A 24,969-nucleotide genomic window follows, 5' to 3' on the forward strand; every position below is an offset into this window, starting at 1 on the left:
AAAAGTCATACTTTTAGTTGAAGGGCTTCTTTATGGGAAAGAGTAAGGAAATGCCAGCAGAAATCGTGCGATTGGATTTGCATAAGGTGGCGAAACAGGGACCTCTTTCTACCCATGTTGCCGATCAACTCGAATCGTTGATTCTTCAGGGGAGAGTCAAGGTTGGCGAGAAGCTTCCCACTGAAAGTCAGCTGTGCGACTCCTTCGGCGTTAGCCGTACCGTGATTCGCGAAGCGATTACGCATCTCAAGTCGCTGGGGCTGGTGGAGACGCGTCGTGGGGTGGGCACCACCGTGCTGCGCTCGACGGCCGTCGAGGCGCGGCCGGCGGAGCGGATCAACCCGACCACCGTCGAGGATATCCTGCATGTTCTCGAGTTTCGCCTGACCCTGGAGCCGGCGGCGGCGGAACTCGCTGCCCTGCGGCACGACGCCGAGGATCGGCGCCTCATCGAGGCGAAGCATGCCGCTTTCGTCAAGGCTCATGCCGAGAACAGCCTGGCCCGGGTGGAGGACTACGAGTTTCATCTTGCTATCGCTGCGGCCACCCATAATCCGGTCTTCGAGCAGTTCTACGAGCAGCTCAGCGCCAGCAGCATTCCTCGCGCCAAGCTGTTGAGCATCGATATCAATCCGGTTGCTGCGGATCGCTATCTGGCGCGCGTCCAGGAAGAGCATGCCTTTGTTCTTGAGGCCATTCTTTCCCGTGACCCCGAGGCGGCCAAGGAGACCATGTACCAGCATCTCAATCGTTCTCGAAACCTGTACCTGCAATATCAGGAAAATTGAAGCAAGCAAACCCTAGGAGGCATCATGACCCCACAAGGCACATCCCTGATCGGCCAACAGGCCGTCACAGGTGACCAGGCCGTCATCCACGCCATCGACCCGGCCAACGGTGAGGTCTTGGCTCCGGACTACCCGGGCCTGGATCGCACCGCGGTCGCTCGGGCCTGTGAGCTCGCCGAAACCGCCTACGCCACCTATCGCGAGAGCTCGCTGGAGGACCGCGCGGCCTTCCTCGAGGCCATCGCCGCCGAGATCGAGGCCCTGGGCGATGACCTGGTCGAGCGAGCCATGGCCGAGACCGGTCTGCCCCAGGCGCGCATTGAGGGTGAGCGCGGCCGCACTTGTGGCCAGCTGCGCCTGTTCGCCTCGGTGGTACGCGCCGGCGAGTGGCTAGATGTGCGCATCGATCCGGCGCTGCCAGAGCGTGAGCCCATGCCCCGCGTTGACCTGCGACAGCGCCACGTGGCCCTGGGGCCGGTGGCCGTGTTCGGTGCCAGCAACTTCCCTCTGGCCTTCAGCGTTGCCGGCGGCGACACCGCCTCGGCGCTGGCCGCCGGCTGCCCGGTGGTGGTCAAGGCACACTCCGCCCACCCCGGTACCTCTGAGCTGGTGGGCCGGGCCGTGCAGGCCGCGGTGGCTAAGTGCGGCCTGCATGAGGGCGTCTTCTCGGTGCTGTTCGGCTCCGGCAAGGAGATCGGCCAGGCGCTGGTTGCCGATCCGCGTATCCAGGCGGTGGGCTTCACCGGCTCGCGCTCGGGTGGTCTGGCGCTGCAGCAAACGGCTCAGAGCCGCCCTCAGCCGATTCCGGTCTACGCCGAGATGAGCTCCATCAATCCGGTGTTCCTGCTCCCCGAGGCGATTCAGGCACGTGGCAAAGAGATCGCCGAAGGCTTCGTCGGCTCGCTCAACATGGGTGCCGGGCAGTTCTGCACCAATCCCGGCCTGGTGATCGGCATCAAGGGTAAGGGGCTGGATACTTTCCTTGCGACGGCTGGTGAGGGTATCAAGGGCAGCGTAGCCCAGACCATGCTCACCCCGGGGATTCATGCTGCCTATCAGGACGGTGTCGGTGCCCTGGCAGGCAACGCCAAGGCCCGTGAAGTTGCCCGTGGGCAGTCCGGAGAGGGACCCTACCAGTGCCAGCCTGCACTCTTTGTCGCCAGTGCTACCGACTTCCTGGCAGACGAGGCCATGCAGGCCGAGGTATTCGGTGCTGGCGGCCTGGTAGTGGAGTGCGCCGACGCCGAGGAAATGCAGCGTGTGGCCGCGGCCCTGGAAGGCCAGCTCACCGCCACTCTGCAGATGGACGACGGCGACACGGAGGCGGCCAAGAAGCTGCTGCCGCTGCTCGAGCGCAAGGCCGGCCGTATCCTGGTCAATGGCTGGCCCACCGGCGTCGAGGTATGCCACGCCATGGTCCACGGTGGCCCCTTCCCGGCCACCTCGGACAGCCGTACCACCTCGGTGGGCAGCGCGGCTATCCACCGCTTCCTGCGCCCGGTGTGCTACCAGAACCTGCCCGAGGGCTTGCTGCCCGACGCCCTCAAGGAAGGCAACCCACTGGGCGTCAGCCGGCTGGTGGACGGCAAGCGGGATTAATTCTCGGAATCTGCAAGCGGTTAGACTCCTTTGGCGGCCTACGGGTCGCCTTTTTTGGCTTTTCGTTGTTGAGTGAAGCCTGATGAGGTGTACTTCCATCAACCACTGACCCAGGCGGCCTGACGCCAATGATCTAATGATCAGAGTTCAGATGAGCTGTCAGGTGGTCCGAAGGATGGGGTCCACTTCAAACCTTGAAGATGATGTCGGGGCTATCGCACCAGCTATCCAGTGATACAAGGTTGTCGATGTGTTCATGAAGCTTTTGCCAGAGAGGTTGCGGTCAACCCGCCCCGGCTAAGGCTGCGATTAGGGCTTCGAGGGACTGAGAAGCCTACCGAATCAAGTCGGTGGCTACCCGCCACGGCTGAGACCGAGATTATCGACCCCTTTTTGGAGCAAGTTGATGAGTCATTCCTTTCGTGTCGGCATGGTAGGCGTGGGCCTGATGGGTCATGGCATCGCCCGCAATATTCTGAAGGCCGGCCACCGGCTGTGTTTCCTCGATCATCCCGGCAATCAGCCCGTGGATGACCTGCTGGGTGCCGGGGCGGTAACAAAGGCCTCGGGGCGTGAGGTCGCGGAGGATGCCGAGGTGATACTGCTCTGTGTGACCGGCTCACCCGAGGTTGAGGCAGTACTCTTCCAACCAGAGGGAGTCCTGGAGGGGTTGGCACCGGGGAGTATCGTGATCGATTGTTCCACGGCCCTGCCCAGTTCCACTGAGCGCGTCGCGCAACGTGTCGTCGAGGCCGGTGGGCGCTTCATGGATGCGGCCATGACTCGCACCCCGAAGGAGGCCGAGGAAGGGCGCCTCAACCTGATCGTCGGCGCCCCGGCGGACCTGTTTGCCGAGGTGAAGCCACTGCTCGAGGGCTTCGCCGAGAACATCGCCCATGCCGGGGGCGTCGGGGCCGGGCATACCCTCAAATTGCTGCACAACTACGTCTCCCTGGGTTTCTCGGCGGTACTCGCCGAGGCTACCGCGGCGTCGCGTCGTGCCGGTATCGACGATGCGGCCCTGCTGGAGGTGCTCGGCAAGGGCGGCGGGGGAGGCGTGATCCTTGAGCGCCTGAGGCCTTATATCGAGACCGGTGATCCCTCGGGGTTCCGCTTCAGCGTGGCCAACGCCAGCAAGGATATCGGCTATTACCACGCCATGACCGACCAGCTCGGCGTGGCGCGTGGTGTGGCGACGGGAGTCCGCGACCTCTATGCCGCCATCGAGGATCAGGGGTTGTCCGTGCCGGAGGTCATCGGTGTCCTGGAGAGGGATAGCCACTGACATGATGGGTCACCCTTATGGGCCAGGTGGGCTAGATTGGCCAGGTGAGAGACTTCCGTGAGCGCCTTCCACTCGTTCTCCCACCGCCAGCAGGGCCTGCTGCTGACCGGCGGCGGGGCGCTGATCATGTCGCCGGATGCCCTGCTGATCAAGCTGGCAGCCCTCCCGGACGCCGAGATCCTGATGTGGCGGGGACTCTTGTCTGCCCTGGGTTTCTTCCTGATCGTGCTGTTCCGCCATGGACGTCGCAGTCTGCAGGTCTATCGGCGCTGCGGCTGGACGGGTGTGGCGGTCGCCTTGTTGTTCAGCCTGACGACCTGCGGGTTCGTGCTGGGTAACCAGTACACCAAGGCGGGCAATGTCCTGCTGATCCTGGCGGGTGCACCGCTGATCGCCGCCTTGCTGTCCCGCGTGATCCTTGCCGAGCGGCTGCCGCGGCGTACCTGGCTTTCGATCGGGCTGTGCATGCTGGGTATCGGGATGATCGTGATCGACGACACCGGCGTGGGCTCCTGGGTGGGCAATGCCTTCGCCCTCATGGCGGCCACCACCCTCGCCCTCAACTTCACGCTCTGCCGTCGACGCCCGGGCGTCGACATGAGCCCCATGCTCGTCTTCAACGGCCTCATCGTGGGCGGTAGTGCTTCCCTGGTGTTGTGGCTGGGCGGCGGCGGGTTCGCGATGCCGCCGATCGATCGCTTGTTGCTGGTGGTCCTGCTGTGCCTGATCATCGTGCCGACGGGCGTGACCCTGCTGCAGCGCGGGCCGCTCTACCTGCCTGCCGCTGAGGTAGGCCTGCTGCTGCTCCTGGAGGTAGTGGTCGGTACGCTCTGGGCCTGGTGGTTGTTGGGCGAGACGCCAGCGCCGATCGCCCTGGTGGGGGGTGGGCTGGTGCTGGGCACCCTTGTCACCAAGGGGCTCTACGAACGACGCCTTGAACAGCGACTGCGGTCGGCTGCCGGCATCGACTAATAGGGAGAGGAATAATGAAGATCACGCGGTTGAAGACCTGGCAGGTACCCCCTCGCTGGCTATTCCTTAAAATCGAGACCGACGAAGGTGCCTTCGGTTGGGGAGAGCCCGTCATCGAGGGGCGCGCCGCCACCGTGGAGGCCGCGGTCCATGAGTTCGCCGATATGCTCGTCGGTGAGGATCCCCACCGTATCGAGCACCTCTGGAACCGAATGTATCGAGGTGGCTTCTATCGTGGTGGTCCGATCCTGATGAGCGCCATCGCCGGAATCGATCAGGCCCTCTGGGATCTCAAGGGACGTGATCTGGGGGTTCCCGTGCATCAACTGCTGGGCGGCGCCTGTCGGGAGCGGATGCGGATGTATGCCTGGACGGGGGGCGACCGTCCCAGCGAGGTGGGTATCGGTGCCCAGGCCCTGGTCGACCAGGGATTCACGGCCTTCAAGATGAACGGTACGGCGGAAATGGCCATCGTCGATTCCCATGGGCGTATCGACGAGGCGATCGCTCGGGTGGCCGAGGCCCGTCAGGCGGTGGGACCCGAGGTGGGTATCGCCATCGACTTCCATGGTCGGGTCCATCGGCCGATGGCCAAGGCATTGCTCCGCGAGCTCGAGGCCTTCCATCCGATGTTCGTGGAGGAGCCTGTGCTGCCGGAGCACTTGCCCAGTCTCAAACAGATTGCCGGGGGGTTGGGTTACCCCATCGCCACTGGTGAACGCTTGTTCACCCGCTACCAGTTCCGCGACCTGCTCGCCGATGGCATGGTCGATATCATCCAGCCGGATATCTCCCACTGTGGCGGTATCAGCGAGGCCATGCGCATCGCCAGCCTGGCGTCTTGCCATGATGTTGCCCTGGCACCGCACTGTCCGCTGGGGCCCCTGGCCCTGGCTGCCTCGCTCCAGGTGGATGCGGTCAATCACAACGCCTTCATCCAGGAACAGAGCATGGGGATTCACTACAACCAGGAGAATGACGTCCTTGATTACCTGCTCGACAAGTCGGCGCTGGCCATCGAGGATGGCTATTGCCGGATTCCCGAGGGACCCGGGCTTGGGGTGGAGATCGATGAGGCCTTCGTCGAGGAACGCGCGGAGGTCGGCCATCGCTGGCGCAACCCTCTCTGGACGCATCAAGATGGCTCGGTGGCCGAATGGTGAGGATCGCCTTGCAACGAAAGCCATGAGGTGGAACGAATGAACGATAACCCCCGTGAGCTGCAGGCCGCCTTGGCGGAATATCCCTTGGTCGCCATCCTTCGTGGCATAAGGCCCGATGAGGTATTGGCGGTGGCTGATGCGCTGATCGCCAGCGGCTTTCGCATGATCGAGGTACCACTCAACTCGCCGGATCCCTGGGACAGCATTGCACGACTGAAGGCGCATTGTCCGGCGGATATCCTGATCGGTGCAGGCACCGTGCTCTCGGTGGAGGATGTGGCGCGTCTGGCGAGCCTGGATGCTTCCCTGCTGGTGACGCCCAACACCGACGTCGAAGTGATTCGTGCCGGGCGAGACGCTGGGCTGGCCCCCCTGGTTGGCTGCATGACACCCACCGAGGCCCTGGCGGCAGTTCGCGCCGGCGCCTGCGCCCTAAAGCTCTTTCCGGCCGGGAGCCTAGGTATCGGTTATTATCGCGACCTGCGCGCCGTCTTGCCTCCAGACCTGCCGGTGCTGGCGGTGGGTGGCATTGGTGTCGACGAGATGGCTAGCTGGCATGCGGCCGGTATCGCGGGGTTCGGTCTGGGCGGCAGCCTCTATGCAACTAGGCGCTCGAGTGACGAGGTCGGTCGGCGTGGTGCCACCCTGGTAGCAGAATGGCGCCGACTTCAGGTGGCGACATGACCGCCCCCTTCATCGCCGTCGATTGGGGGACGAGCAACTTCCGCGCCTTCCTGGTGGATGGCCAGACGGGACGCTGCCTCGGCGAGAAGCGCTCGTCCGCCGGCCTGAGGGCACTGGAACCCGAGCAGTTTCCCCACTATTGCCGGGAGCAGCTGGCCGAATGGCGGATGGCCGCGGGAGGAATTGCACCGCTGCCTATCTATCTCGCCGGTATGGTCGGGGCGCGCAGTGGCTGGGTCGAGGCACCACAACTGGAGATGCCGCTGACTCTGGAGGCCCTTGCAGCGAACCTCATGCCCGCTCCCGGGCTGGACAATGCCTGGTTGGTGCCTGGGGCCAGGATGGTGACGCCGTCCCATGTGGACGTGATGCGTGGGGAGGAGGTGCAGGCCTTCGGCGCCCTGTCACTGGCGCAACGGCCCGGCGGCCTCTGTTGCCTGCCGGGAACGCATAGCAAGTGGGTCAGTGCCCGGGAGAATACGCTGACCCATTTCACGACGCTGATGACCGGCGAGCTCTTTCATGTGCTGCGCTTTCATACTCTGGTGGGCCAGCCGATTCCCCGTGAGGAGGCCTTCGATGCAGCGGGTTTCGAGCAGGGGCTTGCCGCATCTCGACATCCGTCGGGTATCCTGCATGCGCTCTTCGAGGCGAGGAGTCGGTATCTTCACTCGGGCCTTGAACCTGAGCAGATCGGCAGCTTTCTCTCGGGCGTGCTGATCGGTAGCGAACTCGCTGGCATGCAGCCATATATCGAAGCAGAGGAAGGTGTCGTTCTGGTCGGGTCTCGCGAGCTGAGTGAGAGCTACCGGCAGGCCTTGGAGATACACGGACTGGCCGTTTGTCAGGTCGAGGCCGACAGGGCCAGCATCGAGGGGATCCGGCTGCTGAATCGTTGCCGGGCCGGATCCGCGGGATAGCCAGCCTGCGAGGCTGGCTACCTCGTTCTACCGTATTGCTATCAACTGCCGCGCACCGCCGTGAGATCCGGCAGCCAGGTCACGATCCCCGGGAAGGCGATCAGGATGACCAGTACGACCAATAGCGCCACATAGTAGGGCAGCATTGCCCTGACCAGTTGCTCCATGGATACCTTGCCGACCCCACAGCCCACATAGAGGCAGGTCCCCACCGGTGGAGTGAGCAGGCCGATGCCCAGGATGTAGGCCATCAGAACGCCGAAGTAGACCGGATCCACGCCCACCGAGGTGGCGATCGGTGTCAGCATAGGCGCCATGATGACCATGGCGGGGGTCAGATCCATCACGAAACCCACCAGGAGCAGCAGGCCGGCGACGATCATCAACAGCCAGAAGGGATCCTGGGTGATCGCCTGGACCTGCTGAACCAGTGTCTGCGGCACCATGTTGATGGTCAGGAACCAGGCGATCACCGTGGCGAAGGCCAGCAGCAAGAGCACCATGCCGGTCAGTCGTGCAGTACGGATCAGCATTCCCCAGAGATCTCGCAGGGGGAACTCGCGGTAGACCAGCAGCGAAATGGCCAGTGAATAGAGCAGCGCGGCCACCGCCGCTTCCGTGGCCGTGAACACCCCGCCGATGATGCCGCCAATCACGATGACCGGCAGCACCAGCGCTAACCAGGCGCCCTTGAAGGCCTGCCAGAGCACATCGAGGCGAAACTTACGGGTCTGCCCGGCATGCTTGAGGCTGGCCAGGATGAAGGTGGTTAACATCAACGCAAAGCCGATCAGCATCCCCGGCACGATACCGGCGATGAACAGGCGACTGATCGAGGTCTCGGTGACGATGCCGAACAGGATCAGGGGGATAGACGGCGGAATGATGATCCCGATCACCGAGGAGACGGTGTTGATAGCGGTGGCATGGGGCGCCGAATAACCCTGCTGCTTCATGGAGGGAATCATCATCGCCCCGGTGGCCGCGGTGTCGGCGACGGCCGAGCCGCTGATGCCGCCGAAGAACATCGAGCCGGTGATTGCCACCTGGCCAAGCCCGCCCCGCATGAAGCCGACCAGGGCTCCGGCCAGGTCCATCAAGCGACGGGCGATCCCGCCCTGACTCATCACCTCTCCGACCAGGATGAAAAAGGGAATGGCCAGCAGAGGGAAGCTGTTGACTCCCCGGATCGACTGTTCGATGAGAATCGACAGCGGGATGTCCGACAGCACTGCCATCACGACGCCGGCGACACCCAGGCCGAAGGCGATGGGCAGTCCGATACCGATGGAGGCGAACAGGATGGCCAGAAAGATCCATAGCATGGCTCAACGCACTCCGTTTTGAGAATTTGAGGACAACGGCGGCGTGCGGATCAGCCGCACACACTGCCAGGCGCGCCACAGCGCCACGGAGAGGATAAAGATCGAGCACAGCACCAGGGAGACATTGATCAGGTTCCAGGGCACGCCGAGTATAGCGGTTTGACCCGTCGATCGGGACATCACCACATAACCGCCCCATATCATGATGCCCATCAGTACACTGATGATCAGGTGTTGCACTAGGTAGAGCGTGTAGGCGGCACGCGGCTTGAGCTTGCGGACCACGAAATCCACTGCGATATGCTCGAAATGGGCGAAGGCCGCCGCGGCCCCGATGAAGACCAACCAGATAAACAGCATCCGGGCCAGCTCATCCGCCCAGGGCAGCGAATTGTTGAGCAACGAGCGTCCGATCACATTGGCTGATACCGAGATGATGAGGGCCACCAGGATGGCGGCGATCAGGTGTTCCATGGCCACGGTCAGCCAACGAAAGACCGCGGGGCCCTTTCGCGCCTTGAAATCCAGCTCGAGGGCGCGACGGTTGGGATCAGCGAGATAGGTATCGATATCGGGTGGGGGAGAAGTCGATTCAGACATGGTAAGACTCCAGAGACAGGACAAGGGGCCAGGCAAGGCCCCTTGTCGCTGAACGATCATCGGATGACGCGATATCAGTTGTTCATGGTTTCGTCGACGATCTCGCGGATGTCGGCAATCAGGTCTTCGCCGATTTCCGGCGCCCACTCGTCATAGACCGGCTGCACGGCTTCCTGGAAGGCGGCAATCTGCTCGTCGTTCAGACGATTGATTTGCATGCCGAGCTCCTCGAGGCGATTCCGCGCCCAGTCGTCGTACTCGGTGGCCAGCTGGATCTCGTAGGCAGCGGACTTGCGAGCCGCCTCCTGGACGAGCTCCTGATACTCGGGGTGCAGGTCATCCCAGGTGCGCTCGGACATCATCAGCATGAAAGGCGTATAGACGTGGCGTGTCTCGGAGCCGTACTCCTGAACCTCGTAGAAGTTGGATGTCAGGATGGTGCTCCAGGGGTTTTCCTGGCCGTCGACGACACCCTGCTCCATGGCCGAGAACAGCTCACCGAAGGCCATCGGGGTGGGATTGGCGCCCAGGGTTTCCCAGATGGAGAGGTGTACCGGGTTCTCCATGGTGCGGATGGTCAGGCCACCCATGTCGAGTCCGCCAACGTCTTCCGGCGTCTCGACCGGACGCACGCTGTTGGAAAGCTGGCGATAGCCATTCTCGGAGAAGGCCAGTGCCTTGATGCCGGTGCCATCGAAGGCATCCAGCATGCTCTGGGCGACATCGCTGTTCATGACGGCGATGGCCGCCTCACGGGTCGGCAGCAGGAAGGGCAGGTCGAATGCCGCCAGTTCCGGCACATAGGTGGTGGCCGGCGAGGAGGAGGGATAGGACATGTCCAGGGTCCCGGTCTGCATCATCTCCATCATCTGGACATCGTCACCCAGTTGGCTGTTGGGGAAGACGTTGACGGTCAGCCGTCCGTCGCTGCGCTCGGCGAGGATGTCGGCGAAATACTGGCTCGAGAGATACTGCGGGGAACTTTCGGCCAGGCCAATGCCCATGCGGATGGTGTGGCTGCCGTGATCACCGACCATGTCACCGTCGATGGCAGGTGGCTCGGAGAGGTCCGGTGTCTGTGCATGGGCCATGCCCAGGGTGAGGGTGGCCGCGCCGGCCAGTGTCAGCGTGCTGCGCCAGATAGGCATCATGGCATCTTACTCCTTGGTGTTCTGCGTGGAGCGCGCCTCTGGGCCTTGGCCTCGGCGAGCCTCATCGCGGAACAGGGTGGCGAATTATTGATTGGTTCCACATTCCGGCAGCGCCGTCGGATCACGTCGGGACTCCAGCAGCGATGGCGGGTCGCAAGGGAAAACGTAGTTCAGATCTCCGCATGGCGACAAATCTCACTATGAATGACGGTATGCTTGTATGACAAGTAGAGAGGAGAGAAAACCATGCAGACTTACGAGACCCCCTTCAAGTGCCGCCTCCTGGCCGGCGAGACGCTGACCGGGCTGTGGCTGGGCCTGGCCAATCCCTACACGGCTGAGATGGCGGCCACGACGGGATTCGACTGGTTGCTGCTGGATGCCGAGCATTCGCCCAACGATCTGAAGGGCCTGCTGGGCCAGCTTCAGGCCATCGCTCCCTACGCTTCCCATCCCATCGTGCGCCCCCCGGTCGGAGACCCGGTGCTGATCAAGCAGTACCTGGATATCGGGGTACAGACCCTGCTGGTCCCCATGGTGGAAACGGCAGGCCAGGCCGCCTCCCTGGTGGCGGCCATGCGCTATCCGCCGCGGGGGGTTCGCGGCGTGGGCCATGTGCTGGCGCGAGCTGCCCACTGGGGGGTCGTCGACGACTACCTGACCCGGGCCGACGACGAACTGTGCCTGCTGGTGCAGGTGGAAACCCTCCAGGGCCTGGAGAATCTGGAGGCCATCGCCGCCATCGAGGGAGTCGACGGTGTCTTCATCGGCCCGGCCGATCTCTCGGCTTCCATGGGGCATCTGGGTGACCCCGGCCATCCCGAGGTGCGGTCGGCGATTCACCATGCCATCGCGCGGTTGCGTGCCGTCGGCAAGCCGGCGGGCATTGTCACCGTCGACGAGGACGAGGCCAGGGGCTATATCGATGCCGGCTGTGGCTTCGTTGGGGTCGGCATCGATACCCTCCTGCTGATGAAGGCGATGCATGGGCTGGCGCAGCGGTTTCGTCCCTCCTGAAATCGAAAAGCGTTTCATCTCAGCGGGCGGGAAGGATCCGCCCCGCATTCATCAGGCCGTCCGGATCGAGTAGCGTCTTGATGCCTCGGGCCAGCTCGAGCTCCATTGGCGAGAGTCGCGACAGATAGGCCGCTTGCTTGGCGCGGCCGATGCCATGCTCGGCACTGATGCTGCCATCGAAGCCGTCCAGCACCTCGAACAGAGTCGTCTCGAGGGCATGCAGATGGTCGTGCTTGGCGTCATTGTCGAGCGTGCCTGGTGGCAGAATATTGAAGTGCAGGTTGCCGTCGCCGACATGGCCATAAGCGATGATCTCGCAGTCCGGCGAGGCCGCCATCACCGCCTCGGTGGCCTCGGTCACGAAGGCGGGGATCGCCGAGATCGGTACCGAGATGTCGGTTCGCAGATGCTCGCCGCGCAGGCGCTGGCCTTCCAGCATGCTCTCGCGGAATTGCCACAACTGCAGTGATTGGTTCTCGCTGCTGGCCAGCGCGCCATCGAGGACAAGCTCGCGCTCCATGCCCCGCTCGAGGAGTTGCTCTAGCATGGCGCTGAGATCCACTGGGCCGGTGGCGGCGACTTCCATCAGCACGTACCAGGGGTGTGCCTCTTCCATGGGGTCGCTCAGGCTCGGGGTGGCCTCCATGGCCAGCTCGATGCAGCGTCGCGGTATCAGTTCGAAGGCCGTGAGCAGGTCGCTGCAGCCCCGCCGGGCCAAGACGTAGAGATCGATGACCGCCTCCACGGAGGGCAGCCCCAGCAAGGCGGTGCGGCTCTGTTCGGCCTTGGGGACCAGCTTGAGCACGGCGCCGGATACGATGCCCAGCGTGCCTTCGCTGCCAAGGAACAGCTGCTTGAGGTCGACCCCGCGGTTGTCCTTGTGCAGGGTATTCAGGCCGTTCCAGATCCGACCATCCGGAAGGACCACCTCCAGGCCGAGTACCAGCTGGCGCATCATGCCGTGGCGCAGTACGTTGAGCCCGCCGGCATTGGTGGCGATGTTGCCACCGATCTGGCAACTCCCCTGGGCGCCCAGGGAAAGAGGGAAGTCGCAGTCATGCTCGGCGGCGGCCTGCTTGATGGTCTCGAGGATGCAGCCGGCGTCCACGGTCATGGAGAAGTTGACCGGGTCGATGTCGCGGATACGATTCAGGCGTTCCAGGCTGATCACCAATTCTCGACCGTCACTGGCCGGCAGGGCACCGGCCACCAGACCGCTGTGCCCGCCCTGGGGCGTCATGGCAACGCCATGTTCACGGCAGAGCGCCACGACCTCGGCAAGTTCGGCGGTGGAGGCCGGGCGTACCACGGCCAAGGGCATGCCCAGCCGATTGCCGGCCCAGTCGCTGAGGTAGCGGGCCTGGTCTGCGGGATCGCGCAACACGGCCCGCTTGCCGAGCTGCTGCTCGAGGATCGCCAATAGGGAGGTGTCGTCGCTCATTCGGGGTTACTCCTGCCAGGCGGCGCCATCAGGATAACGGTGATCGGCCAGTGAGGCGTCGTGCATGGTAATGCTGTAGCCCGGCGCCTCGGGGACTTGGTAACGGCCGCGGCGAATCGATACCGGGTCGACGAAGTGCTCATGCAGGTGGTCGACGTACTCGAGCACCCGGCCGTCGAGGTTGCCCGAGACGGCGATGTAATCGAACAGCGAGATGTGCTGGACGTATTCACAGAGGCCGACCCCGCCGGCATGGGGGCAGATGGGCACGCCGAACTTGGCGGCCATGAGCACCACCAGGATGACCTCGTTTAGCCCACCGAGTCGTGCCGCATCGATCTGGCAGTAGTCGATGGCCTCGGCCTGGAGGAACTGCTTGAACATCACCTTGTTGTGGCAATGCTCGCCGGTGGCTACGCCGATGGGTGCCACCCGATGGCGGATCTCGGCGTGGCCGAGGATGTCATCGGGGCTGGTGGGTTCCTCGATCCATAGCGGGTCGAACTCGGCTAGCCGACGCATCTTGGTGACGGTCTCGTCGACGTCCCAGACTTGGTTGGCATCCATCATCAGGACATTGTCCCAACCGATCTCCTCGCGCAGCAGGGCGGCACGACGAATATCCTCTTCTAGGTCGCCGCCGATCTTCTGCTTGAAATGGGTCCAACCCTCGTTCAGGGCGTCGCGCGCCAGCTGTCGCACCTTGTCGTCAGTATAGCCGAGCCAGCCCGCCGAGGTGGTGTAGCCGGGAAAGCCGTCGCGGCGCATCTCGGCCTCGCGCTCGGCCTTGCCGGATTCCTGCCGGCGAAGCAAGGCGATGGCTTCTTCCGGTGTCAGGGCATCGGTGACGAATCGGAAGTCGAGGCAGTGCACCAGTTCCTCGGGGCGCATGTCGGCCAGCAGCTTCCAGATCGGCTTGCCTTCGCGCTTGGCCCACAGGTCCCAGATGGCATTGACCAGGGCAGCGGTGGCGAGGTGAATCGCGCCCTTGTCGGGGCCGATCCAGCGCAACTGGCTGTCGCCGGTGATCTCGCGCCAGAAGGCGCCCATATTGGCGGTGATCGTCTCCAGCGAGCGGCCCTCGAGGAGCGGGGTGAGCGAGCGCACCGCGGTGACGACGATCTCGTTGCCCCGGCCGATGGTGAAGGTCAGGCCGTGGCCCTGGGGGCCCTTGTCATCGTCGGTGTGCAGGATCACGTAGGTGGCGGAGTAGTCCGGGGCGGCGTTCATGGCGTCCGAGCCGTCCAGTGAACGAGACGTCGGGAAGCGGATGTCCTGGACCTCGACGCGGGTGATGGTGGTCATGGTGATCTCCACTTTGTTCGGTACAGGGAAGTCCTGGGCTCAGCCCCGGGAAAGATGCTGCATCAACTGGCGGATGCCGAAGGTCCAGGGTGGTAGTTGGTCGCTGTAACCGACCTCGTTGACCAGGGCGCCGAGCGCCGGGGTCGCGATGGTCACACGGTCGCCCGAGTGGTGGGTGAACCCTTGGCCGGGGCCGTCACGATCCTGAATCGGCGAGAACATGGTGCCCAGGTAGAGCATGAAGCCATCGGGATACTGGTGATGGGCGCCGATGGTCTGGGCGACCAGGTCCAGCGGATCCCGGCTGATCTCACGCATGTCGCTGCTGTCATCGAGCAGGAAGTCATCGTCGGCCCCTTCGATGCGCAGCGATACCTGACACTGGCGCAGGGTGTCGATATCAAACCGCTCATCGAAGACGCGAATGAAGGGACCGATAGCGCTGGAGGCATTGTTATCCTTGGCCTTGCCCAGCAGCAGGGCGCTGCGGCCTTCCACGTCGCGCAGATTGACGTCATTGCCCAGGGTGGCCCCCCTGACTCGACCACGGCTGTCGACCGCCAGCACGATCTCGGGTTCGGGATTGTTCCATTTCGACGAAGGGTGCAGCCCCACGGTGGTGCCCAGGCCTACCGATGAGAGGGGCTGTGCTTTGGTGAAGACCTCGGCATCCGGGCCGATGCCGACCTCCATGTACTGGGACCAGCCGCCCCGGGCCTGGAGTGCCTCCTTGAGCGCCATGGCCTCGTCGGAGCCGGGCTTGATACGCGACAGGTCCTTGCCGATCAGGGCCTGGAGCTCCTCGCGAAGCTCGTTGGCACGCGCCGGATCACCGCCGGCCTGCTCCTCGATCACCCGCTCCATCAGGCTGACCGCGAAGGTCACCCCGCAGGCCTTGATGGCCTGGACGTCGCAGGGGGCCAGCAGGTAGGGAGCCCTGGTTGGCGTAGCAAGGGAGTTGCCCAGCAGTGTTTCGACCGAGCCTAGGCTGGCACCATCGCTGGAGCGTACGATCTCGGCAAGATCATCCCGCTCCAGGAGATCGGCCATGGTCGGGCCGGCGGTGCTGATATCGATGACGTCCTCTCCCCGAATGGCGATCAGTGCAGGTCCCGGCTGGGGTGAGTCCAACCAGGCACGCCCCACCAGCAGGGCCTGGTGATGATCACGGGGAAGAAGGTCAGTCGGCGAGAGCGGAATCATGGTGCCTCCAACGGCGGGAATGGCGGGCGGGCGGCTGGCCAGCCTTCGACGAGCGTGCTATTGGTGTATTGATGTATGACAGGTATGCCAATGTCACTATAACCAACAGATGACCTCGTTGCGACAGCGAGCAGGAGAGCGAGACATGTTCGATGAATTAAAGGGTAGGCGAGTACTGGTGACAGGTGCCAGTCGTGGTATCGGTGCGGCCGTGGCGACCCAACTTGGGCGACTCGGGTGCCGGGTGGCGGTGCATTATCACTCCAGTGACGCCGGGGCCGAAGCGGTATGCCGGGCGATTCGCGAGAACGGCGGGGAGGCCCGCCTCGTCAAGGGCGATGTCAGCCGGTCGGCCGAGGCCATGCGTATCGTCGATGAGGCGGCTGAGCACTTGGGTGGCCTGGATCTGCTGATCAACAATGCGGGCGACATGCTGGGACGCGTCAGCCTGGATGAGATGGACGATGCGCATTACGATCGAGTGATGGACCTCAATGCTCGTTCGGTGGTCATGGCCAGCCGCGCGGCACTGCCCTACTTTCGTCATGCCGGGCGCGGGAACATCATCCATACAGGCTCGATCGCCGCGCGCAACGGTGGAGGAACGGGCGCCGGACTCTATGCCTCGGCCAAGGGCTTCGTCACTACCTTGACCCGCAACATGGCCAAGGAGCTCGCAGGGGAGAACATCCGTGTCAACGCCGTGGCACCCGGCGTGATCACCACCGACTTCCATGAGCGCCACTCCAACGATGCCCAGATGGAAGCGGCGCGTGCGACGATCCCCCAGGGCCGGCTTGGCAATGCTGAAGACTGCGTCGGTGCCTATCTCTTCCTGGCCACTGATGCCCTGAGTGGTTACGTCACCGGCCAGGTGATCGAGGTCAATGGTGGGCAGCTGATGCCATGAGTGATTCCAGCCACGCCGTTTCAAGACAGTACGATATCGCAATTACCATGGGTGACCCGGCGGGCATCGGACCGGAGATCATCTGCCGGGCGGTGGCGGCCATGTCGCCCGAGGACCGTGCCACGACACTGCTGGTGGGCGACCCTGCCATCTATCGGCGCGCCGCCCGGATGCTGGGCAGCGACCTGGACTTCGTCGTTCTCGATGCAGCGGAAACGTCGCCAGGCAGCGTAGCGGTGGCAGGGGTTGAACTCCCTGAAGGGGTCGAGCTTGCCGAGGGGCGCATCAGTGCCGCCGCCGGTGATATGGCGTTTCGCTGTGTAGAGGTGGCGGTGGACCTGGTCCAGTCGGGTCGAGCCGGGGTGATCGTCACCGCTCCTCTCAATAAGGCAGCGCTGCATGAGGCTGGCCATCACTACGATGGCCATACCGGGATGCTGGCTTCGCTGACCGGTGCACCGTCCTCCTTCATGTTGCTGGCCTCCGAGCATCTCTCGACCCTGCATGTCTCGACCCATGTGTCGCTGCGTGAAGCCATCAACAGGGTCACACCGGAGCGTATCGTCGCCACCGTGGAGGCCGGACACGAACACCTCGTCTCGCTGGGCATCGAGACACCACGCATCGCGGTCGCCGGGCTCAATCCCCACTGCGGTGAGGGTGGCATCTTCGGCGACGAGGACACACGCTGCATCGTGCCAGCTGTCGAGGAACTTCAGGCGCGCGGTTTCGATGTCAGCGGCCCCATCTCCGCCGACACGGTCTTCTATCGCGCTTCACGGGGGGAGTTCGACCTGGTGGTGGCGCAATACCATGATCAGGGCCACATCCCGGTCAAGCTGATCGCCTTCGATACCACGGTGAACGTCAGCCTCGGCCTGCCGATCCAGCGGACCTCGGTGGATCACGGTACCGCCTTCGACATCGCCTGGCAGGGCAAGGCCGATGCCACCAACCTGGGATCGGCGATCGCCTATGCGCATCGCCTGGTCAGGGATGATCCGCCGTGAGTGCCTGCCGAGTGGCGATCGTCGCCGATGACCTGACCGGAGCGCTGGATGCCGCAGCGCCCTTCGCGGCACGCGGCGCCGGCACTCGGGTCGTGGTGGCTCTGGAGCACCTCGAGGCCTTGCTGGACACCTGGCAAGATTCGCTGCCGGCGGTCATTGCGGTCAACACCCAGTCGCGGCACCTTGATGCCTCGCTGGCCGCCGAACGGGTCGCCCTGGCCACGGACTTGCTTTCCCGGATTGCTCCCGAGGTCTGGTTCAAGAAGATCGATTCGACCCTGCGCGGCCAGGTGGTGGCCGAATGCCTGGCAATGCGCGAGGCATGCGGGAGGCGCCTGCTGCTGTCGCCGGCCGTGCCGGCCCAAGGGCGCCTCCTGTGTGATGCCGAAGTGTATGTAGAGGGTGTCCCCCTGGCCTCTACGGCCTATGGCGAAGATGCGCGGTCGGCACCCCCTCTGGGCCCTCTCGACGAGGTGTTCGCTTGGCAGGGATTGTCCCTGACTCGCTATTCGTCCCGATCGGATGATGGATTACCGGCGACGGACTGTATCGCGGATGCGGAGAGCGACCACGATCTTGACCACCTCCAGGAGGCCAGCCGGGCCGATGTGGCCGCTTGGCTGATGGTCGGAGCTGCGGGCCTGGCAACGGCGATCGCCCGGCACCTTTTCGGTCAACCACAGCCTGGCCTTGTGATACCTCGGGATGGCTTGTCGCGTCTCTACGTAGTGGGGTCGCGAAGCCCTCGGGCGACAGAGCAGGTGAAACGACTGTGTCGTGTTGAACCGGCGCTGACCATCGCGGAGGCACTGGCATCCCCTTCGGCAGAGCCTACCGTTCAACCCGATCTGGTGATTCCCGGTGGGCCATCTCACCAGGCCCTTGATGCAGATGAGGTGGCGCAGGCAATGGCGATACGCGTCGAGGCCACCGTCGGTCAATGGCCGCCGGGGCCTGGGCTGCTGTTTCTGACCGGCGGGGACATCGCCATGGCGGTGTTGTCGCGACTGGCTGTGACCTTTATCCAGGTGAATGCCGAGTGGTCGCCAGGCGTGGCGACGGGCTGTCTCGAGGGGGATCGCCAGCGATGGGTGATGACCAAGGCAGGCGGTTTTGGCCATCCGGACCTGCTGGTGGAACTCGAAGCCTTTCTCGGCTCGCCCTTCGCAAGTGAGGATGGCGATTAAGACAGCAGAGGAGCGCGCGATCTCATGCATGGATGAGATCGCCCAACCATGGTTGCATTGTCGGATATGGAGCGCTAGCTTTGAATCAGGTGGTATGAGACGTATACAGGAAGACACTGACCTTCAAGAAACGTAGCCAAAGTGACTGTTCTTGAAGGGCCTGTCCCTGAAGTGTCTAGCCTCGAAGGGTCTTGACCTTGAGGAAAGGTTTTAACCTTGGGGATATAGCAGCAAGAATCCATACGGCCACCTGCCAGACCACAACCACAACAACGTCCAGAGCGCTGTGAGGAGAAGTACCATGAGTGACAACAAGAGCCAACGCCAAGCAACATTCGTGCGCGCCATGACGGCTGCCATGCTGGCGGCCGGGGTCAGTATCGCCGGCATTGCCCAGGCACAGGAAACCCTGAATTTCGCCCACGTTTATGAGACCTCCGAGCCCTATCACGAGTGGGCACTGTGGGCAGCCGAGGAGATCGCGGAACGTACCGACGGACGCTATAACATCGAGGTCCATCCCGCCTCGTCGTTGGGCAAGGAGGCCGACATCAACGAGGGTCTGCAACTGGGTACTGTGGACCTCATCTACACCGGTAATCAGTTCGCCGGGCGCTTCCACGGCCCCATCGGCATCGCAGGGGCTCCTTACATGTTCCGCGATTTCGATCACTGGCGTGCCTATGCCGACAGTGACCTCTTCGATGAGATCGCCCAAGGCTATCAGGACGCGACCGGCAACGTGCCGCTGGCGATGAACTACTACGGCAAGCGTCATGTCACCTCCAACAAGCCGATCAATGTTCCCGCAGACATGCAGGACCTCAAGATCCGCACCCCCAATGCGCCGATGTACATGATGTTCCCCGAGGCCGTAGGTGCCAACCCGACGCCAATTGCCTTCGCTGAAGTATACCTGGCACTGCAGCAAGGTGTGGTGGATGCCCAAGAGAACCCGCTGCCGACCATCAAAGCCAAGGCCTTTTACGAGGTACAGGATTACATCAACCTGACCGGCCATATCACGGACTCGCTGATCACCATTGCCGGCGGGCCGCTATGGAATCGCCTGTCCGAAGAGGACCGCGAGATTTTCCGCGAGGTCTACATGGAAGCCGGCGAGAAGATCACCGAAGACATCCTGCAGTCTGAGGAGGACCTCGTCGCCTGGTTCGAGGAGCAGGGAGTGACCGTCAATGAAGTCGACATCACGCCCTTCCGCGAAGCGACCATCCCCTACCATACCGGTGAAGACGCCACCTGGGATCAGGAAACTTACGACCGCCTTCAGGCTATCGGTCAGTAATCTCCTTCTCGTTGCCGACGCGCCACCCCTTCAATGGGGTGGCGTTTTCCGCGGAGCTAGCTCATGACGACCGAAAAATGGCTGGAAGGGGAATCCGGGTTTCAGATCGAGGAAGACGATACCTTCGAGTGGCGTGATTACGGTATCGAGGATTACGCCACTCTTGCAGTGTTCTGGATACTGGCGCTAGATGTGTTCCTGCAGTTCTTCAGCCGCTATGTGCTGGGCAACTCCATCGCCTGGACGGAAGAAATGGCGCGCTATCTGTTGGTGACCGTGGGCTTCATGGGGGGCTCAATGGCTGTGCGTACGGGTACGCACATTTCCGTTGAATTCTTCTATCGTTACATGCCGGGATGGATGTCTCGCCTACTCGTGACTCTTGTCGATCTCGTCAGCATCGCCTTCTTCGCGATCGGTGCCTGGATCACCTGGAAACTTGCCGGCCTGACTACGGCGATGATGGTCTCCGTCGATATCCCCAAAAGCTATCTTTACTACCTGGTGCTGCTGGGCTTCCTCTTGATGCTGGGGCGTTCGGTTCAGATCGCGATTGTGCGCTGGCGCAATCGCACCGTCGTGCATCCCCAGATCCCATAACGACAACCTAGGCCGGAGTCCCTCCCATGTCTCAAATCCTGGCGGTGAGCCGACGGGGTGCATTGATTTCCCCCTTGATCGCTCTGCTGGCGGTCCTTGGCTGTCTCTTGCTGGTCTTCACCGGCCAGTACCTGCTTTTCCTGTTTGCTGCCCTGTTTACCCTGCTGTTGCTGGGGGTGCCGATCGCCATCAGCCTGGCCGGTTCCTGCCTGCTCTATGTCTTTATCACTGGGCAGGTGCCGGATGTGGTGGTCGTGCATCGCATGATCAATGGTATCGATAGCTTCCCGTTGTTGGCGATCCCGTTCTTCATCCTTGCCGGCAACCTGATGAATAATGGTGGCATCACCAACCGCATCTTCGATTTCGCCAAGGCGCTGATGGGCTGGATGCGAGGTGGCCTGGGCCATGTCAATGTCGGTGCCAGCATCGTGTTCTCCGGCATGTCCGGTGCGGCGGTTGCCGATGCCGGTGGCCTTGGCACCATCGAGATCAAGGCCATGCGCGATGCCGGCTATGACGAGCAGTTCTCGGTTGGGATCACGGCGGCATCTTCGACGATAGGCCCGATCATTCCGCCCAGCCTGCCGATGGTCATCTACGGTGTAATGGCCTCGGTCTCAGTGGGACAGCTGTTCGCAGCCGGGCTGATTCCTGGCTTGATGATGGGGGTCGCACTGATGGTGATGATCACCATTATGGCCAAGCGGCGAGGCTATCCTCGTGATACCAGGTTCTCGATCCTGGTCCTCTGGTTTACCTTTCGCCGCGCCTTCCTGTCGCTCCTGACTCCCTTGATCATTGTCGGCGGGATCATCTCAGGCGTCTTCACCCCGACCGAGGCGGCTATCGCGGCGGTGGTCTATGCGCTCTTCCTGGGCGGCGTGGTGTATCGCATCCTGACCTGGCGGCGCCTGCTCAAGGTCAGCATGGAAACTATCGAGACTACCGCCGTCATCCTGTTGATTGTCGCGGGTGCTTCGATCTTTGCCTGGATCATGACCAGCAACCAGGTGACCCAACACGTCGTGGGGTTGCTTGGGCCTTTTGCCGATAATCCCATCGCGCTGCTGATCATCATCAACCTGGTGCTGATCGTAGTTGGCTGCTTTATGGAAACCATCGCGGCGATCACCATCTTGGTGCCGGTGCTGCTTCCGGTCGCCGTGGGCGCAGGGGTGGATCCGGTACATTTCGGTGTGATCATGGTACTCAACCTGATGATCGGCCTGCTGACGCCCCCGGTGGGGATGGTGCTCTACGTCCTGTCGCGAGTGTCGAACATTTCCTTCGAGAACTGCATGCGCGGCACCATGCCGTTCCTGATTCCGCTGGTGATTTCGCTGCTGCTGGTGACCTTCATTCCGGCGATCTCACTGTGGCTGCCGACTCTGGTCTATCGGTGAGCCACGCTTCCATGAGAGGAAAAAGGAATAGCGATCGATGAAACAGCCAACGGAGGAGTTCCGGGTCCCTGTCGGGGACCTGGAAAGCTTCATCAAACAGGCCCTGGTCTGCACCGGTGCCGATAATGCCTCGGCCGATGCCGTGACGCAGGCCCTGGTCACGGCATCGCGGATGGGGACCGACAGCCATGGTCTGAGGTTGCTGCCTCATTACCTCAAAGCACTGCAGGGGGGGAGGGTCAGCGGGCATCCCGAAATGGACTTCAGTCGCCGGCTGCCGGCAACCGGCTTTCTGGATGCCGACAATGGCTTCGGTCACCTGGCCGCGTACACCGCGATGTCACATGCCGGAGATATGGCCGAAGAGGTCGGGCTCGGGGCGGTGGCCGTGGGTCATTCGTCGCATTTCGGTGCCGCGGGCTGCTACGCCCTGGCCGCGGCAGAGCGCGGGCTGATCGGCATGGCCTTCTGCAATTCCGATCCCTTCGTGCTCTTGCACGAAGGCAAGACGTCCTTCCACGGAACCAATCCCATTGCCTTCGCCGCCCCTGTAGCGGGGGAGTCACCCTACCTGCTGGATATGGCGACCAGCTCGGTGCCCTGGAATCGTGTTCAGCAGTATGGCGCCATCGGTCGTGAGCTTCCGGATCAAGTCGCTGCCGATGCCCGGGGAGAAGTGACCCGTCAGCCTGATGACGTGGCGGCCCTTCTACCGCTCGGCGGAAGCGACTTCGGCTTTAAGGGCGCGGGACTCGGTGGCATGGTCGAGGTGCTCAGTTCGACACTTGCCGGAATGCTCAACGGCTTTCGACTATTGCCCATGGGTGGGCCGGACATGTCGACGCCGCGTGGTATCGGGCATTTCGTCCTGGCGATGAACCCCGCCGCCTTTACCGAGGCGTCGACCTTTCAGGCCTGCCTGAGCGACTATCTCGCGGATCTTCGTTCCCGCCCCGCGATCGCCGGCTGCGAGGTACTGGCGCCCGGGGATCGTGAATGGCGGTGTCGAGCGCAGCGCGATGCCGAGGGCATCCCCCTGGACCGCGCCAACCAGGCGGCCTATGCCGCCATGGCGAGCGAGCTCGGCCTTGAGCCACTCAAGCCCATGGCTTGAGTGCCGCAGGGCTGGTGGCAATAGGGCTAGGGGTAAATACGCTAGAATGGCGCCCGACTCGTGTTCAAGATAACCCACAGAGGGGGCGTTTATGAGTAGGTACCGGGTGGAGCGAAAGACCCTTTCCGAACAGGTTGCCGAACAACTCGAAGCTGAGATCCTTGAGGGTCGACTCGGCGAAAACGATCAACTCCCCTCCGAGCGGGAGCTGATGGAGCAGTTCGGTGTCGGGCGGCCAGCGGTCCGCGAAGCCCTCTTCTATCTGCAGCGCCTGGGGCTGATCGCCATCAACAGCGGCACCCGGGCGAGGGTCATCCGGCCTACCGCCGAGGCGGTGATGGCAAGACTCTCCGGCGTGACTCGCCAACTGCTCTCCAAACCCGAGGGTCAGCAGTATTTCCAGGAAGCCAGAGCCATGTTCGAGATCTCGCTGGCGCGTTATGCGGCCCGCCATGCGACCGAGGCCGATCTCCTTCGTTTGCGCCAGGCCTTGCAGGAAAACCGCGATGCCATCGGTGACGAGGCGCGCTTCAAGCGATCCGATAACGACTTCCATGGCGTCCTAGCCAGCATCGGCTGCAATCCCATCTTCGATGCCATCCATGTGGCGCTCTCCGAATGGCTCGATGACAGGCGGGCGCAGGTGCTGCAGCAGCAGGACGAGGACAAGGCGGCCCTTGTCGCTCACATCGAGCTGGTCGAAGCTATAGAATCGCGCGATCCCGATGCCTCGGAAGCCGCCATGCGTCGACACCTGGACCGCCACTATGGCACCTACATGCAACTCAAGAAGCGGCTTTCCTCGCGCTGACGCCTCACCCTCAGCGTGCCTCGGCCTGGCCGACGATTCCCGTCGAACGCAGCGCGGACTCCAGCAGCGGCGTGGGATGCCCTTGTGCCCTTGCCATCTCATGCACCGGCGCAAGACGTCTGCGTAGTTTCTCCCGGTGATGCTGGGCAATATCCTCGAGGCGATGGTCCAGAAACGGATTGCTGAAACGCTCCAGGGTCGTCTCGATATAGTCCTCCAGGTGCAGGCCAGGGAGTTGTCGGTCGAGCACCGGCAAGACCTCATCACGCAGCATCGACTCCAGCGGCTCGCGTAGAGAGGATTCCTGCATGGCTTCGCGCACGTAGCTAAGGCGTGATGCCAATCCCTGGTCGTGCCATCGCTGGACCAGCCAGCTATGGGAGAGGTTAAGGACATGCAGCTTGCGCTTCTCATAGGGAGCCAGGTCGCTCACGACCTGGACATCGGGATGGTGGCAGGGCAACTCGAGCCCTGGCGATTTCCTTATGGCCCAGAGGCCATAAGGTTCGGCGACGGCCCCCACCGGCTCGATGGTGCTCGACACGATGCGATCGACCAGGGTGTCGATCCACAGGCACTCCTGGTCCAGCCAGGAGACGAAGGCCGGATCGGCGTAACGGGTATCAGCAAGGTCGCGGACGATCTCCCGGAGCCGTTGGCCGTTGGCCTGTATCAGTTCGCAAGGCATCAGCGTGACACCCCGGCCGTTGCGCGCATATCTGGCATGAAGCAGCTTCGCCAGGCGGGCGGGAAAGCTGGCGGGAAGTGCATGTCGCGGGTCGACGTCAGCGGGGATGGCATAACCGTCCTCCCCGGTGTTGGAGACCACATGGGTGATTTCCTCGACGAAGCGGCGTTCTATCTCTTTCCAGTCGCTGTCGGCGACCAAACAGGCGGCGAGGCTGTCGACCCATTCTTCGGCATCGATAGTGCGGCCTTCGCGCCTGCCGCGAAAGTGAACCGGGTACTGCAGTCGTTCGGCCAGGTCATGGGCCTTGCGTCGTCCCTCCGGGCGCGAGGAGCCCTGAACGATCACGACCCGCTTGTCGCTTCTTCCTGCCGCCAGTGACTCACTGACGAAGTAATCGACATGGGCCAGCAGGAAGCGGCTCGTGCCGAACTGCATGATCTCGGCATGTTGTTCTGATGGTGGTGCGATCATGGACAGGCAT

At 63.0% G+C, this 24,969-nt stretch carries 23 protein-coding genes; 16 read left to right on the top strand and 7 right to left on the bottom strand.

Annotated elements, in window-relative coordinates; genetic code table 11:
- The first annotated feature begins 17 nt into the window (after nt 1–17).
- The 7 genes from BMY30_RS13685 to BMY30_RS13715 all read left to right on the top strand — a co-directional run bounded on the left by BMY30_RS13685 (nt 18) and on the right by BMY30_RS13715 (nt 7,411).
- Nucleotides 18–788, top strand: a complete 771-nt coding sequence (locus BMY30_RS13685; protein ID WP_342027792.1) for a FadR/GntR family transcriptional regulator — start codon at nt 18–20, stop codon at nt 786–788.
- A 24-nt stretch (nt 789–812) separates the two neighbouring features.
- Complete coding sequence (locus BMY30_RS13690; protein WP_089714644.1) at nt 813–2,387, top strand: aldehyde dehydrogenase (NADP(+)); 1,575 nt, start codon at nt 813–815, stop codon at nt 2,385–2,387.
- Nucleotides 2,388–2,793: 406 nt separating this feature from the next.
- Nucleotides 2,794–3,672: an NAD(P)-dependent oxidoreductase gene (locus tag BMY30_RS13695; protein WP_089714646.1), complete on the top strand. Its 879-nt coding sequence runs from the start codon at nt 2,794–2,796 to the stop codon at nt 3,670–3,672.
- A 57-nt stretch (nt 3,673–3,729) separates the two neighbouring features.
- Entirely contained in the window at nt 3,730–4,644 is a 915-nt protein-coding gene (locus tag BMY30_RS13700) for a DMT family transporter (RefSeq protein WP_089714649.1), read from the top strand.
- A 14-nt stretch (nt 4,645–4,658) separates the two neighbouring features.
- The gene (gene dgoD / locus BMY30_RS13705) at nt 4,659–5,807 is read left to right on the top strand and encodes a galactonate dehydratase (RefSeq protein ID WP_089714652.1); all 1,149 of its coding nucleotides are present in this window, start codon (nt 4,659–4,661) and stop codon (nt 5,805–5,807) included.
- A 36-nt stretch (nt 5,808–5,843) separates the two neighbouring features.
- On the top strand, nt 5,844–6,491 hold the full coding sequence (locus tag BMY30_RS13710) for a 2-dehydro-3-deoxy-6-phosphogalactonate aldolase (RefSeq protein WP_089714654.1): 648 nt from the start codon (nt 5,844–5,846) through the stop codon (nt 6,489–6,491).
- Nucleotides 6,488–7,411, top strand: a complete 924-nt coding sequence (locus BMY30_RS13715; RefSeq protein WP_089714656.1) for a 2-dehydro-3-deoxygalactonokinase — start codon at nt 6,488–6,490, stop codon at nt 7,409–7,411. The genes BMY30_RS13710 and BMY30_RS13715 overlap by 4 nt, the downstream gene beginning before the upstream one ends.
- A 41-nt stretch (nt 7,412–7,452) precedes the next feature.
- Here the strand turns inward: BMY30_RS13715 and BMY30_RS13720 are convergent, their stop codons facing one another.
- The 3 genes from BMY30_RS13720 to BMY30_RS13730 all read right to left on the bottom strand — a co-directional run bounded on the left by BMY30_RS13720 (nt 7,453) and on the right by BMY30_RS13730 (nt 10,487).
- Complete coding sequence (locus BMY30_RS13720; protein WP_089714658.1) at nt 7,453–8,736, bottom strand: TRAP transporter large permease; 1,284 nt, start codon at nt 8,734–8,736, stop codon at nt 7,453–7,455.
- 3 nt (nt 8,737–8,739) lie between these two features.
- Nucleotides 8,740–9,336, bottom strand: coding sequence for a TRAP transporter small permease (locus BMY30_RS13725; protein WP_089714660.1), 597 nt, complete (start codon nt 9,334–9,336; stop codon nt 8,740–8,742).
- A gap of 74 nt (nt 9,337–9,410) precedes the next feature.
- The gene (locus tag BMY30_RS13730; RefSeq protein ID WP_089714662.1) at nt 9,411–10,487 is read right to left on the bottom strand and encodes a TRAP transporter substrate-binding protein; all 1,077 of its coding nucleotides are present in this window, start codon (nt 10,485–10,487) and stop codon (nt 9,411–9,413) included.
- Nucleotides 10,488–10,733: 246 nt separating this feature from the next.
- On the opposite strand from BMY30_RS13730, the gene hpaI reads away from it, so the two are divergent.
- The gene (gene hpaI, locus BMY30_RS13735; protein ID WP_089714664.1) at nt 10,734–11,504 is read left to right on the top strand and encodes a 4-hydroxy-2-oxoheptanedioate aldolase; all 771 of its coding nucleotides are present in this window, start codon (nt 10,734–10,736) and stop codon (nt 11,502–11,504) included.
- 19 nt (nt 11,505–11,523) lie between these two features.
- Here hpaI and BMY30_RS13740 read toward each other — a convergent pair whose 3' ends face one another.
- Genes BMY30_RS13740 through BMY30_RS13750 form a run of 3 tightly spaced genes read right to left on the bottom strand, consistent with a single transcriptional unit; the run spans nt 11,524 to nt 15,453 of the window.
- A complete protein-coding gene (locus BMY30_RS13740) occupies nt 11,524–12,945 on the bottom strand; it encodes an FAD-binding oxidoreductase (protein ID WP_089714666.1) in 1,422 nt (473 codons plus the stop codon).
- A gap of 6 nt (nt 12,946–12,951) precedes the next feature.
- Nucleotides 12,952–14,250, bottom strand: coding sequence for an L-fuconate dehydratase (locus tag BMY30_RS13745; RefSeq protein WP_089714667.1), 1,299 nt, complete (start codon nt 14,248–14,250; stop codon nt 12,952–12,954).
- Nucleotides 14,251–14,289: 39 nt separating this feature from the next.
- Nucleotides 14,290–15,453, bottom strand: a complete 1,164-nt coding sequence (locus tag BMY30_RS13750; RefSeq protein WP_089714669.1) for a fumarylacetoacetate hydrolase family protein — start codon at nt 15,451–15,453, stop codon at nt 14,290–14,292.
- Between the two features lie 145 nt (nt 15,454–15,598).
- On the opposite strand from BMY30_RS13750, the gene BMY30_RS13755 reads away from it, so the two are divergent.
- The 8 genes from BMY30_RS13755 (at nt 15,599) to nanR (ending at nt 23,797) form a co-directional block, all read left to right on the top strand.
- Nucleotides 15,599–16,363 (top strand): SDR family NAD(P)-dependent oxidoreductase, encoded by a 765-nt coding sequence (locus BMY30_RS13755; RefSeq protein WP_089714671.1) that lies wholly within the window; start codon nt 15,599–15,601, stop codon nt 16,361–16,363.
- A complete protein-coding gene (gene pdxA / locus BMY30_RS13760) occupies nt 16,360–17,373 on the top strand; it encodes a 4-hydroxythreonine-4-phosphate dehydrogenase PdxA (protein WP_089714673.1) in 1,014 nt (337 codons plus the stop codon). The genes BMY30_RS13755 and pdxA overlap by 4 nt, the downstream gene beginning before the upstream one ends.
- Complete coding sequence (locus BMY30_RS13765; protein ID WP_089714675.1) at nt 17,370–18,560, top strand: four-carbon acid sugar kinase family protein; 1,191 nt, start codon at nt 17,370–17,372, stop codon at nt 18,558–18,560. The genes pdxA and BMY30_RS13765 overlap by 4 nt, the downstream gene beginning before the upstream one ends.
- Nucleotides 18,561–18,861: 301 nt before the next feature.
- Nucleotides 18,862–19,866, top strand: coding sequence for a sialic acid TRAP transporter substrate-binding protein SiaP (locus BMY30_RS13770; RefSeq protein WP_089714677.1), 1,005 nt, complete (start codon nt 18,862–18,864; stop codon nt 19,864–19,866).
- Nucleotides 19,867–19,929: 63 nt separating this feature from the next.
- Entirely contained in the window at nt 19,930–20,466 is a 537-nt protein-coding gene (locus BMY30_RS13775) for a TRAP transporter small permease (protein WP_089714679.1), read from the top strand.
- Between the two features lie 26 nt (nt 20,467–20,492).
- Nucleotides 20,493–21,872, top strand: coding sequence for a TRAP transporter large permease (locus tag BMY30_RS13780; protein WP_089714681.1), 1,380 nt, complete (start codon nt 20,493–20,495; stop codon nt 21,870–21,872).
- 37 nt (nt 21,873–21,909) lie between these two features.
- A complete protein-coding gene (locus BMY30_RS13785) occupies nt 21,910–22,986 on the top strand; it encodes an Ldh family oxidoreductase (RefSeq protein ID WP_089714683.1) in 1,077 nt (358 codons plus the stop codon).
- Between the two features lie 91 nt (nt 22,987–23,077).
- The gene (gene nanR / locus BMY30_RS13790) at nt 23,078–23,797 is read left to right on the top strand and encodes a transcriptional regulator NanR (protein WP_089714685.1); all 720 of its coding nucleotides are present in this window, start codon (nt 23,078–23,080) and stop codon (nt 23,795–23,797) included.
- Nucleotides 23,798–23,807: 10 nt separating this feature from the next.
- Here the strand turns inward: nanR and BMY30_RS13795 are convergent, their stop codons facing one another.
- Nucleotides 23,808–24,959: a mannitol dehydrogenase family protein gene (locus BMY30_RS13795; RefSeq protein ID WP_089714687.1), complete on the bottom strand. Its 1,152-nt coding sequence runs from the start codon at nt 24,957–24,959 to the stop codon at nt 23,808–23,810.
- Nucleotides 24,960–24,969: the final 10 nt, after the last annotated feature.

Source organism: Halomonas daqiaonensis, assembly GCF_900109725.1.
Taxonomy (GTDB): domain Bacteria; phylum Pseudomonadota; class Gammaproteobacteria; order Pseudomonadales; family Halomonadaceae; genus Halomonas; species Halomonas daqiaonensis.